The organism is Cloacibacterium sp. (genome assembly GCF_047601505.1).
Classification (GTDB): Bacteria; Bacteroidota; Bacteroidia; order Flavobacteriales; family Weeksellaceae; genus Cloacibacterium.
Genome location: NZ_JASGJD010000001.1, coordinates 3,184,971 through 3,196,891, shown reverse-complemented (window position 1 = coordinate 3,196,891; position 11,921 = coordinate 3,184,971). Strand labels below are relative to the sequence as shown.

General features: G+C 33.1%; 10 protein-coding genes. 5 read left to right on the top strand and 5 right to left on the bottom strand.

From position 1 onward, the window contains the following. Positions 1-36: 36 nt before the first annotated feature. Entirely contained in the window at positions 37-648 is a 612-nt protein-coding gene (locus QM746_RS14425) for a hypothetical protein (RefSeq protein ID WP_414984860.1), read from the bottom strand. 50 nt (positions 649-698) lie between these two features. Here QM746_RS14425 and recR point away from each other — a divergent pair, with 50 nt between their 5' ends. Together recR and QM746_RS14415 are read left to right on the top strand one after the other, a co-directional pair. Beyond that, a complete protein-coding gene (recR, locus tag QM746_RS14420) occupies positions 699-1,310 on the top strand; it encodes a recombination mediator RecR (protein WP_374362776.1) in 612 nt (203 codons plus the stop codon). Positions 1,311-1,313: 3 nt separating this feature from the next. Further along, entirely contained in the window at positions 1,314-2,153 is an 840-nt protein-coding gene (locus QM746_RS14415) for a glycosyltransferase family 2 protein (protein ID WP_414984859.1), read from the top strand. 50 nt (positions 2,154-2,203) lie between these two features. On the opposite strand, the gene secG is transcribed toward QM746_RS14415, so the two are convergent. The 3 genes from secG to QM746_RS14400 form a co-directional block, all read right to left on the bottom strand. Next, positions 2,204-2,536: a preprotein translocase subunit SecG gene (secG, locus tag QM746_RS14410; protein ID WP_374362772.1), complete on the bottom strand. Its 333-nt coding sequence runs from the start codon at positions 2,534-2,536 to the stop codon at positions 2,204-2,206. 129 nt (positions 2,537-2,665) lie between these two features. Continuing rightward, on the bottom strand, positions 2,666-4,708 hold the full coding sequence (locus QM746_RS14405) for a M16 family metallopeptidase (RefSeq protein WP_414984858.1): 2,043 nt from the start codon (positions 4,706-4,708) through the stop codon (positions 2,666-2,668). 49 nt (positions 4,709-4,757) lie between these two features. After that, positions 4,758-6,071, bottom strand: a complete 1,314-nt coding sequence (locus QM746_RS14400; protein WP_414984857.1) for a M16 family metallopeptidase — start codon at positions 6,069-6,071, stop codon at positions 4,758-4,760. 148 nt (positions 6,072-6,219) lie between these two features. Here QM746_RS14400 and QM746_RS14395 point away from each other — a divergent pair, with 148 nt between their 5' ends. The 3 genes from QM746_RS14395 to QM746_RS14385 are packed head-to-tail and all read left to right on the top strand — an operon-like array spanning position 6,220 to position 10,391. Continuing rightward, the gene (locus tag QM746_RS14395; RefSeq protein WP_414984856.1) at positions 6,220-8,541 is read left to right on the top strand and encodes an ATP-dependent helicase; all 2,322 of its coding nucleotides are present in this window, start codon (positions 6,220-6,222) and stop codon (positions 8,539-8,541) included. A gap of 49 nt (positions 8,542-8,590) precedes the next feature. Next, complete coding sequence (locus QM746_RS14390) at positions 8,591-9,427, top strand: alpha/beta hydrolase (protein WP_414984855.1); 837 nt, start codon at positions 8,591-8,593, stop codon at positions 9,425-9,427. A gap of 49 nt (positions 9,428-9,476) precedes the next feature. Continuing rightward, on the top strand, positions 9,477-10,391 hold the full coding sequence (locus QM746_RS14385; RefSeq protein ID WP_414984854.1) for a DUF6263 family protein: 915 nt from the start codon (positions 9,477-9,479) through the stop codon (positions 10,389-10,391). 188 nt (positions 10,392-10,579) lie between these two features. Here the strand turns inward: QM746_RS14385 and ahcY are convergent, their stop codons facing one another. Next, positions 10,580-11,893, bottom strand: a complete 1,314-nt coding sequence (gene ahcY, locus QM746_RS14380) for an adenosylhomocysteinase (protein WP_414984853.1) — start codon at positions 11,891-11,893, stop codon at positions 10,580-10,582. Positions 11,894-11,921: the final 28 nt, after the last annotated feature.

Genomic DNA, 11,921 nt, shown 5'->3' with positions numbered 1-11,921 from the left:
CATCCAACATTCATCCAAACATTCAGTATTCAAAAATTATCCTTTAGCTCTTTCCAAAAGTACCATCATCATTAAGCTTAGAACCACCAAAGTTTCTTCTTCGTCTGCAATGTGATTCAATTGGTCTAATTGAAATTTTCTACCAAAAAAAGAAGGCATTTTTCTCAATCGATAAATTTCTTTTCCATTATTATCGTGAACAATATAACTAGGATTGAGAAAATATCCTGTAAACATCCCAATAATAGGAATATCGCTTACAATTCCGTCGAAAACTTTTACCCAAGCATTTTCTTCCTGAACTTTATATTTTTGATTTTCATTATGGTCGAAAATATTATAAGTAGCCTTCCAAATAGAACGCATTCCTTTTCTAGCGATTTTTCCTAAATTTTTTCCAAAAGAATCTGTAATTGCATAACTTGCATTGAAATCTATCCACTGATTGGCTTTAATTCTGAAATTTTCTTGTGATTTGCTTTCGTTATTGAAAACCACTACATCTTCTTTCAGTTTAAACATTTTCTGGCGAACATAAGCCAAAGAATTTTCGTTACGGTCTGTAATGGTGAAATCACTTGCTAAAGTGGTAATTTTGAATTTTAAGAACAATGGATATTGTAAATTTTGCATAAATAAATTTTTCATAAAGATAATTTTAATTTTCAAATTTTCAAATTAAAGGGTACTTTTGTGATATGAATTTTCCTAGTAAAGTTTTAGAAAAAGCCGTAGAAGAAATTTCTGGTTTGCCTGGTATTGGTAAGAAATCTGCACTTAGATTGGCTTTGCATTTGCTTCGTCAGTCGCCGTCTCAAGGTGTAGCTTTGGGCAATGCAATTCAAAAATTGGTTACAGATATTAAGTACTGCCAAGAATGTCATAATTTTTCTGATGAAGAAATTTGCGAAATTTGCAACAACCCAAAAAGAAACAGCGAAATTCTTTGTATTGTAGAAGATGTGAGAGATGTAATGGCGATTGAGAATACTTCTAAATTCAACGGAAAATATTTGGTTTTGGGAGGGAAAATTTCACCAATGGAAGGAATAGGACCCAATCAACTCAATATTTCTTCTATCGAAAAAAAATTAAACGAAGGAAGTGTAAAAGAGCTTATTTTTGCGCTTTCTGCTACAATGGAAGGAGATACCACAGCTTATTATTTGTACAAAAAATTCAAAGGATTTCCGGTTACTTTTTCTAGTATTGCCAGAGGAATTGCGGTGGGAGATGAGTTGGAATATGCTGATGAAATTTCACTAGGACGTTCTATTGTAAACCGACTTCCGTATAACGAAAAATCGTAAAATTTGAGACTTTCTATCATTATTGTTAATTATAACGTTACTCATTTGCTCAGAAATTGTTTGAATTCTATTCAACAATATATTTCTAATGTAGATTATGAGGTAATTGTGATGGATAATCTCTCTCCAGACGATTCTTGGAAGGTTTTGATTGATGAATTTTCTTGGGTTAAATTTATAGAAAATACGGCAAATGAAGGTTTTGCGAAAGCAAATAATAAAGCTGTAGATTTGGCTTCGGGAGAATATATTTTACTTTTAAATCCAGATACAGCGTTTGAAGAAGATAGCATGAAAGAAATTTTGGATTTTGCAGATGCTCAATCTAATTTTGGCTGTCTTGGTGTTCGACTTCACGATTTGGAAGGGAAATTTTTGCCAGAAAGTAAGCGTTCTGTTCCGGATGTATTCAATAGTTTTGAGAAATTATTTACTCCTTTTTCATCGAAAAATAAATCGAAAAAAGGATATTATAGAAATGATATTGCAGAAAATAACATTGCGGAAGTGGATGTAATTACTGGAGCTTTTATGTTGATGAAAAAGAATTTGTACTTAGAAATTGAAGGTTTAGACGAAACGTATTTTATGTATGGCGAAGATATAGACCTTTGCTATACTTTGCTAAGGAAAGGTTATAAAAATTGGTATTTTGGAAAAAGTTCGGTGCTTCACATTAAAGGAGAAAGCACAGTGAAAGACAAAAAATATTTAGAAAATTTTTATGGAGCAATGCAAATTTTCATTCAAAAATATTATAAAAAGCAAAATCCTGTTCAGTATCAGTTTTTGAAATTAGGATTAAAAGTTCGGCATTTTATTGCAATGCTTCAGTTAAAATAAAAGCGGTTTAGAAATTTTCTAAACCGCTTTTTGTATTTTAAATAATCTAATTACTTCGTAGTAGGAAGATTAGTAGCTTTCTGAGTTGGAGCTTGTGGAGCAGAAGTAGATTTTTCGCTTTTCACAGGCGCAGTATCGTAATTTGCAGTTGGTTTTGCAGTAAGTACAACACTTAAAAAGATTAAAATAACAATAATACTAGCTAAAACCCAAGTTGCTTTCTCCATGAAATCATTGGTTCTTTGTACACCAAACTGAGCAGAAGAACCTCCAAATGTAGAAGATAAACCTCCACCTTTTGGGTTTTGTGCCATAATGATGATAACTAATAAAACTGATGCTATGATGATCAACACCATGAAAAGATTAAATATAGTGCCCATTTTTCTTTTAAATTTTGAGTGGCAAATATAAGTAATTTTAACGAATTATAAAATTTATTTTCAACAAGTTGGAAAGAATAAAAAAAGCGACAAAAATTTGTCGCCTTTATATGATTGAATTTCTAAAAATTATTTGAAATCTTCGTCTTTTGCTTGGTTTACAGAGTAAGAATTTACCTTCATCTCTATTTCTTGTCCCATCATGGTTTGTTTGATGGTGTAAGGTAGTTTTACGCCGTTTACATCTTTGTAATCTGAGAAATAAGTAGGAACTTCCATTTCCTGAGGTCCCATTTTTTGTTTCTGAATTTCTCCTACTTTTAAGCCAGTTTTTACACTATAATAATATGTAGTGTCGGTATCTTTAATTACATAAACATCTTCTCCGTTTACTTTTTCAATTCCGATAAGTTTATAATCTGCAGATTTTCCGAAACTTAATTCTGGGAAAATTTCAGTTTTTTTAGCGAAGTTTGAAGCCATATCTGCTGGTAAATCCATTTTCTGACCTTGTGCAATCATGTAACCTTTTGTTCCGTCAAAAGCAATTTTTTGCATGCTGTTTCCTGCCATGCCCATATCCATAAAAAATTTTCCTCCTTTTCCTTGTATTTTTTTGAAAGAAAGTTCCATCCCCTGGATTTTTGCAGTAGCATCAGAATTTAAAGTATTAAATTTTGCAGCATTTTCTTTGCCTCCAATTGCAGCGATGTATTTGTCTGCGATAGAGCTTACGGTAACGTTAGCATCTACTTGTTTTGCCGTTGGTTTGCTTGTAGGATTTGCATATTTATCAAAATATTTCACAGGATAGCCTAGTTTTTCTAATCCTTCAGCGATGTCTGAAGCTTTACCTGCGATAAAAATTCTAGTTTGTTGAGGGAAAATAGTAGCGTTTACAGCTTTTGTTGCATCTGCTTCTGTTACTTGGTCTATAGATTTTAGATAATTGCTATAAAAATCTGCAGGAAGATTATTTACTTTTTGGTTAAGAGCAAATCTTGCAATGGTTTCTGGTTTTTCTAAAGACATAATGAAACTTCCTTTCATTTTAGCTTTAGCGTTTGCTAATTCTTCTGGTTTTACAGTAGAAATTCCGTTAATTTCTGTCATGAATTCTTTTACTGCCTTATCTGTAACTTCGTTTCTTACACTTGCATCAGCAGAAAATTCTGGAGAATATTTACTTGCAGATAAACTAGAGTAAGCGCCATAAGTAAAGCCGTTTTTTTCACGAAGATTCATAAAAAGTCTTGCTTCTGCACCTCCTCCCAAAATATAATTAGCAATCATACCTGGGAAATAATTAGCATCCGTCATTTTTAGCGTGTTTACATTTCCAACATTTACAATAGATTGTACAGCAGCAGGAACATCTACAACGTTTATTTCGGTAGTACTTACATTAGAAACGGGCTCTAGAGCAGCAAATTTGGTGTTAGATTTTTTCCAAGTGCTGAATGCTTTGGTAACTAAACTTTTTACTGTGCTATATTTTACGTCTCCTACAATTACCAAATAAGCATTGTCTGGAGCATAATATTTTTTGTAACTGTTTTGTACATCTGCTAAACTAATTTTTTTGATGCTTTCTTCTGTTTCAAATTCACCTCTTGCGGTATTTTTACCATAGATTAAAGCATTATTTACTCTATTTGCAATAGATTGAGCATTTTTTTCGTCTGCTTTTAAACCTTCTAAAGTTCTGTCTTTATCGTCTTGAAGTTCTTTAGCATCAAAATTAGGATTGATAATAGCATCTGCCATTAAATTTAAAACCTGAGGAAAATATTTTGAAAGAGAATTAGCGAAAGCTCCACCAGAACTAAATCTTAGACTAGCTCCCAAATAATCAACTTTTTTGTTGAAATCGTCTTTGCTAATGGTTTTGCTTCCTTTTCCTATTTGGTCTGCCATAATAGAAGTTACACCAGCAATATCGCCTTCATAAATTGGAGGTCTATCCATTGATAAATTTACACTTACTCTTGGCAATTTGTTGTTTTCTACTACCAAAACTTGCAATCCGTTTGGTAGCGTAAAGGTTTTAGGTTTTGCAATGTTAATGGTAGGAGTAGGTCCTGGTTTTGGCATTGCGTTAAGGTCTAGTTTTTGAGCTGATAACATTCCTGAAATCAAAAATGCTGCAGCGATATATGGTAATTTTTTCATTGTCTAAATTTTAAATTTTAATAAAGATTATCTTAATCCTAATTTCTGCTTACTTTTTTTCAGGGATGTAGTTTATAATTATTCTTTGGTTATTGTTGAGGTATTTGTTTGCAGCGTTTTTCAAATCTTCTTTGGTGATAGACCTGTAAATATCTATTTCTTTGTTGATAAGATTTGTATTGCCCATCAATACATTATAAGTAGCCAAAGAAGAAGCAATACCTTGAATGCTAGAATTAGAATTAACAAACTGATTTTCGAATTGATTTTGAAGTTTTTGGTAATCTTCTTGTGAAATTAATTCTGTTTGTAGTTTTTTAATTTCAGTATCTATATCAGATTGCAAAGTAGCTTTGGTAGTAGCTCCCATCGGAATTGTGAAAAATGCAAAAACGCCAGCGTCTTCCATTCCCATGTTGAAAGCTTGTACTGCTAATGCTTTTTTATCTTGGTCAACTAATTTTTTGTAAAGAACAGAAGATTTTCCGTTGCTAAGGTAAGTTGAAAGCATTTGTAGAGCGTAAGCGTCTTTTTCTTTGTTAGAAGGCGTTCTGTATGCAAAAATGTAAGCCGGAAGTTGTATGTTAGGGTCTGTAACGGTAACTTCTTTTTCCTGAGAAATAGGAGCGTCTTTAGTGAGATTTTTTGGGAAAACTTCACCTTTTGGGATGCTTCCGTAGTACTCTTCAATCCATTTTTTGGTTTGTTCTGGTTTTAAATCTCCAGCCACAACCAATGTAGCATTATTAGGAACGTAATATTTTTTATAAAAATCTAAAAACTCATCTAATTTAGCAGCATTAAGGTCTTCCATAGAACCAATTGTTGGCCAATGATAAGGATGGTTGGTAAATAAATTGTTGAGGATTGCTGTTAGAAGATTTCCATAAGGTTGGTTATCCATTCTCATTCTTTTTTCTTCTTTCACCACTTCTCTTTGTGTATCTACACCAATTTGATTAATTACTGCGTGGCGCATTCTTTCTGCTTCCATCCAAAGACCTAATTGTTCGTTGTTTGAAGGGAAAGTTTCGTAATAATATGTTCTGTCGCTAGTAGTATTGGCGTTGTTTTGTCCGCCGTTAGAAGCAACAATTTTCATCCATTCTCCTCTTTTAATATTAGGAGTTCCTTCGAAAAGTAAATGCTCGAAAAAGTGAGCAAAACCAGTTCTTCCTTTCACCTCGTCTTTAGAACCAACATGATACATGACGCCAGTGGTAATTACAGGTGCAGAGTTGTCTTGGTGCAAAATTACATGAAGACCATTCGAGAGGTCGTACTCCTCGAATTTAATTTGCTGAGCGTTCATTGTTGTGCCTAAAAAAGCAGCTACAGCAAAAGATAATAACGTTTTTTTCATTGATAATGATTTTTGTTAAAATTAGTAATAAAATGTGGAATATCGTTACACAAAAAGTTTTAAAATCTTTGTTCAATGTATTTTTAATTAATACCCTAAAAAGTCATCGTTTTTATTTATTTTTGAGGCTTAAATTTTTTTTGCAGAAATGGATTATTTGAAAGGATTAAACGAACCTCAGTACGAAGCAGTTACCACTTTACAAGGACCTTTGATGGTTTTAGCAGGCGCAGGTTCTGGCAAAACACGTGTTCTTACCATGAGAATTGCACACCTTATTACCAATGGTGTAGATCCTTTTAATATTTTGGCGCTTACTTTTACTAACAAAGCTGCCAAAGAAATGAAAGAGCGTATCGCAAAATTGGTAGGAGACAGCAATGCCAGAAGTCTTTGGATGGGAACTTTTCACTCGGTGTTTGCAAGGATTCTTAGAAGCGAAGCAGAATTATTAGGCTATCCTTCTAATTTCACAATTTATGATACTCAAGATGCGCTGAATGTTCTTAAAAAAGTTCTGAAAGACTTACATATAGATTCAGATTTATACAAACCGAAAAAAGTTCAATCTAGAATTTCGGCGTATAAAAATAACCTCATTACCGTTAATGCTTACTACAAAAATCCAGAAATAATGGAAGCTGATGAACGTGCCAACATGAAACACATGGGGCAAATTTATCAAAAATATGTAGAGCAATGTTACAAAAATGGCGCAATGGATTTTGATGACTTGTTATTGAAAACCAATGAGTTGTTAACTAGATTTCCTGCGGTTTTAGCCAAGTATCAGGATAGATTTAGGTATATTTTGGTAGATGAGTACCAAGATACCAATCATTCTCAGTATTTAATTGTAAAAGCACTTTCTTCTAAGTTCGAAAACATTTGTGTGGTAGGAGACGATGCGCAGTCTATTTACTCTTTCCGTGGTGCTAATATCTATAACATTTTGAATTTCAAAAAAGATTATCCGGATGCCAAAACAGTTTCTTTGGAACAAAATTATCGTTCTACTCAGAATATTGTAAATGCGGCAAATGTGGTAATTTCTAAAAATAAAGAACAATTCAAAAAAAATGTTTTCAGTGATAATGAAGTGGGCGAAAAAATAAAAATTTTCCGTGCGCTTTCAGATGCAGACGAAGCCAATTTTGTGGCAAGCAATATCTGGGAATTGCACAATTCTCAACAAAAAAGATTTACAGATTTTGCCATTTTATATAGAACCAACTCACAAACCAGAGCTTTCGAAGATGCTTTGAGACGTAAAAATATTCCGTACAGAGTTTATGGCGGTTTAAGTTTCTACCAAAGGAAAGAAATTAAAGATTTGGTAGCGTATCTAAGACTTTTGGTGAATGAAAACGACAGTGAAGCATTAATGAGAATCATTAATTATCCGGCTCGTTCTATTGGCGAAACTACTCAAAATAAATTGATTGTTTTTGCAGATTCTCAAAATGTAAGAATTGTAGATGTTTTGAATAATCTTGGGCAATATGCACCACAATTGGGTTTAAATAATGGTGTTATCGCTAAATTGGCAGATTTTTGGAGCATGATTAAAGCTTTTCAAGTTTTATTAAAAACCGAAAATGCTTACACCGTTGCCATGGAAGTTGCCCAAAGAAGTGGTTTGATTAAATTTTTGAAAGACGACCAAACGCCAGAAGGAATTTCTAGAGTCGAAAACGTACAAGAACTCATGAATTCTATGCAAGGTTTCATAGACGAGCAAAAACAATTGGAAGATGGCGACCCAAGTTTGTCTAATTTCTTAGAAAATATTGCACTTTCTACAGACCAAGACAAAAAATCTGAAACAGAAGACCAAGTTTCTTTAATGACGATTCACTTGTCCAAAGGTTTAGAATTTCCTGTGGTACATTTGGTAGGTTTAGAAGAAAATCTTTTCCCGAGTTTTATGAGTTCTTCCACACGCGAAGAATTAGAAGAAGAGCGAAGATTATTCTACGTAGCATTAACCAGAGCCGAAAAACAAGTGTTTTTCTCTTATGCTATTTCCAGATTTCAATGGGGAAAAATTACCGATGCCGAACCATCCAGATTTTTAAGCGAGATAGATTCGGAGTTTTTAGAATTTGTAAATCCTGCAGTTACAGAGAAAAAAGTGTATAAAAGGTCTGGCTTAACTTCCGATATTTTTGGAGATTTCTCCGAACCTAAATTTGTAAAAAAAGAACCGAAGAAAACGTTCAATTCTCCTGAATCTACTATTCAAACTAAGAATTTAAAACCAGTAGCTTCTGCAAAAATCATCAATCCGAGTGGAGGTTCTTCTCAAGATATTGAAGTAGGAGACAGAGTTCGTCACGATAGATTTGGCGTTGGTGAAGTGATTTTCTTAGACGGAACAGACCCAGATAACATTAAAGCAAAAGTGAAATTTGCCACAGAAGGAGAAAAAAATCTAATTCTGAAATTTGCAAAACTGACGAAATTATAAACTGAAAACGTGTCTAAAAGCACGTTTTTTTTAATATATTTTATTTACTATGAAAAAGTTTTTTGCCTTTTTATTTTTATTGTTTATTTCGGTGCAAATTTCTGCGCAAAATAAAGATTATCAAACTATTACTAATATTCATTATTATGATGAAACTACCAATAAGTCTGATGTTTACATTAATGAACGTTGCGTTCTAGATGTTTATATTCCGAAAAATGTAAAGAATTTTTCTACTGTAATTTGGTTTCACGGTGGCGGATTAACTGGAGGAAACAAAGAAATTCCGAAATATTTACAAGAAAAAGGAATTGCAATAATTGGTGTTAATTACAGACTGTCTCCAAAAGTTAATGCTGCAAAAGCAATAGATGATGCTGCGGCAGCTACAGCTTGGGTTTTCAAGAATATTAAAAACTATGGAGGCAACGAAAATTTAATTTTTATTTCGGGACATTCGGCTGGTGGTTATTTGGCGAGTATGGTGGCGCTCAATAAAGATTATTTGGCAAAATATAATATCGATGCTAATCAATTGGCGGGAATTATTCCCTTCAGCGGACATGCTATTACGCATTTTACCATCAGAAAAGAAAAAGGTTTCCCAGAGTATAAACCACTTATTGATGAATTTGCGCCAATCTATTTTGTAAGAGCAGACGCTCCGCCAATGTTACTGATTACTGGTGATAGAGATTTAGAATTATTTGGGAGATACGAAGAAAATGCATACATGCTCAGAATGATGAAATTAGCGGGACATAAACAAACTACTTTGTACGAATTACAAGGTTTCGACCATGGCGGAATGGCAGAACCCGCTTTTCCGTTGCTTTTAAAAGAAGTGAAAAGAATAGAGAAATTAAAAGAAATAAAAAATAATTAATCTAAATTTTCCTTAAAATTTCATATTTTTACAAAAAACATCTTCAATAATGAAAAAAATATCAACTTTTGTTCTGTTTTTGTTAGCAATTGTAGCATTTGCACAAACATATACTATTTCTTTAAATCTTAAAAAAGGAGAAACTTATTCTACACTTACAGACATCAAAATGGATATTTTGCAAAAAGTGATGGGACAAGAAATGCCTATGAAAATGAACATGTTGCTTGGTGTGTCTTTCAAAGTAGCAGATTTTCAAAAAGAAGTTTACGATTTAGATGCTAAATACAGTTATCTTGGCACAAGTGTTTCTATGATGGGACAAAATTATGTAATGGCTTCGGATGGAGATATTGCTACAGAAGCTAATAAATTAATGAGTGCGATGGTAAATGTTCCTTTTAAAATGAAAGTGAAATCTAATGGCGATGTTTTAGATGTTATTGGTTACGAAAAAGTTATAGAAGCAATGAAAAGTGCAATGCCAGATTCTCCGTCTGCTAAAGAATTTGAAAAATCTTATACCAAAGAACAAATTTTACAGAATTTTAAATCTACTTTCTTTGCAATTCCGCAAAAACCCGTAAAAGTTGGAGATACTTGGAAAGCCGTATTTACAAGTAAAAATAATGAAATTGACCTTTCTAACAATATGCTTTGTAAATTAGAATCTGTAGATGATGAAGGATATAAAATTTCTTTCACAGGAGATTTACTTGCAAAAGAAGGGGCAACCATAGAAAAGGAAGGAATGAAAATGGTGGTGAGTAAAATGGATGGTAAAATGAGCGGAACGCTTCTTTTAGATAAAAAATCTTCTTGGGTGAAATCTAGTGATAATTTAGGAAATCTAAATATGGAAATTGAAGCTGATATGAACGGAACGAAAATGCCTATGGAAAGCAAAATTGATATGGTTTATAAAACGACCAACGAAGCTGTTCCAAAAAAAAAAATTTTATAAAAATAGTCAATTAATATGATAACTCCAAACCAGGCACATCAACAAAAAATAATAAATTTAAAACAATGGAAAAATTAATCAATCGTAACAGAATTAATTCTGTTACGATTTAACTATATTTGAATTATTAACGAGTCAACCTTTTTTAGGACAACTCAAAAATTTTCAGTCTTCCGACTTCCAATTTTTTAGTATCTGTAATATTCTGGTTTGAAAGGTCCTTCTACTTCTACGCCAATGTATTTAGCTTGTTCAGAAGAAAGAGTTTCTAGTTCTACACCAATTTTTTTAAGGTGAAGAGCAGCTACTTTTTCGTCTAATTTTTTAGGAAGCATATACACTTTGTTTTCGTAAGCTTCAGAATTAGTCCAAAGTTCTATTTGAGCCAAAGTTTGGTTAGAGAAAGAGTTAGACATTACAAAACTTGGGTGACCCGTTGCACAACCTAAGTTTACCAATCTACCTTCAGCCAAAACAATAATATCGTTTCCTTCAATGTTGTAAATATCAACTTGAGGTTTTACTTCAGTTTTTGTATGACCGTAGTTTCCGTTTAACCAAGCCATATCGATTTCGTTATCGAAGTGACCAATGTTACAAACGATAGTTTTATCTTTCATTTTTTTGAAATGCTCAGCTCTCACAATGTTGAAGTTACCAGTAGTGGTAATAATGATGTCTGCATTTTCGATTACAGTATCTAGTTTTTTTACTTCGTAACCTTCCATAGCAGCTTGAAGTGCGCAAATTGGGTCGATTTCTGTAACGGTAACAATAGAACCAGCACCCCTAAAAGAAGCAGCAGTACCTTTACCTACATCTCCGTAACCACAAACTACCACTCTTTTACCAGCCAACATTACGTCTGTAGCTCTTCTAATTGCATCAACAGCAGATTCTCTACAACCGTATTTGTTATCAAATTTAGATTTAGTAACAGAATCGTTTACGTTAATTGCAGGCATTACCAAAGTTCCGTTTGCCATTCTTTCGTATAATCTGTGTACACCAGTTGTAGTTTCTTCAGAAAGACCTTTGATAGCTTTTGTTAATTCTGGGAATTTGTCAAAAACCATATTGGTAAGGTCTCCACCATCATCCAAAATCATGTTTAATGGTTTTCTATCTTCTCCGAAGAAAATAGTTTGTTCGATACACCAATCAAACTCTTCAGCATTCATTCCTTTCCAAGCGTAAACTGGGATTCCTGCAGCAGCAATAGCAGCAGCAGCGTGATCTTGAGTAGAGAAAATATTACAAGAAGACCAAGTAACATCTGCACCTAGAGCTACTAAAGTTTCGATAAGAACAGCAGTTTGAATTGTCATGTGAAGACAACCAGCAATTCTAGCTCCTTTTAATGGTTGGGAAGGTCCAAATTCTTCTCTAATTGCCATTAATCCAGGCATTTCTGCTTCAGCAAGCATAATTTCTTTACGTCCCCATTCTGCTAGGGAAATGTCCTTAACTTTATAAGGAATGTATTGAGTTTTAGTTTCCATTAAATTAAAATTATATGAGTTATTTTAT

Excerpts from the sequence above, each read along its gene's own strand:
- secG (WP_374362772.1), bottom strand. The coding sequence starts at position 2,536 with ATGGGCACTATATTTAATCTTTTCATGGTGTTGATCATCATAGCATCA.
- QM746_RS14405 (WP_414984858.1), bottom strand. The coding sequence starts at position 4,708 with ATGAAAAAATTACCATATATCGCTGCAGCATTTTTGATTTCAGGAATG.
- QM746_RS14400 (WP_414984857.1), bottom strand. The coding sequence starts at position 6,071 with ATGAAAAAAACGTTATTATCTTTTGCTGTAGCTGCTTTTTTAGGCACA.
- QM746_RS14425 (WP_414984860.1), bottom strand. The coding sequence starts at position 648 with ATGAAAAATTTATTTATGCAAAATTTACAATATCCATTGTTCTTAAAA.
- ahcY (WP_414984853.1), bottom strand. The coding sequence starts at position 11,893 with ATGGAAACTAAAACTCAATACATTCCTTATAAAGTTAAGGACATTTCC.
- QM746_RS14390 (WP_414984855.1), top strand. The coding sequence starts at position 8,591 with ATGAAAAAGTTTTTTGCCTTTTTATTTTTATTGTTTATTTCGGTGCAA.
- QM746_RS14385 (WP_414984854.1), top strand. The coding sequence starts at position 9,477 with ATGAAAAAAATATCAACTTTTGTTCTGTTTTTGTTAGCAATTGTAGCA.
- recR (WP_374362776.1), top strand. The coding sequence starts at position 699 with ATGAATTTTCCTAGTAAAGTTTTAGAAAAAGCCGTAGAAGAAATTTCT.
- QM746_RS14395 (WP_414984856.1), top strand. The coding sequence starts at position 6,220 with ATGGATTATTTGAAAGGATTAAACGAACCTCAGTACGAAGCAGTTACC.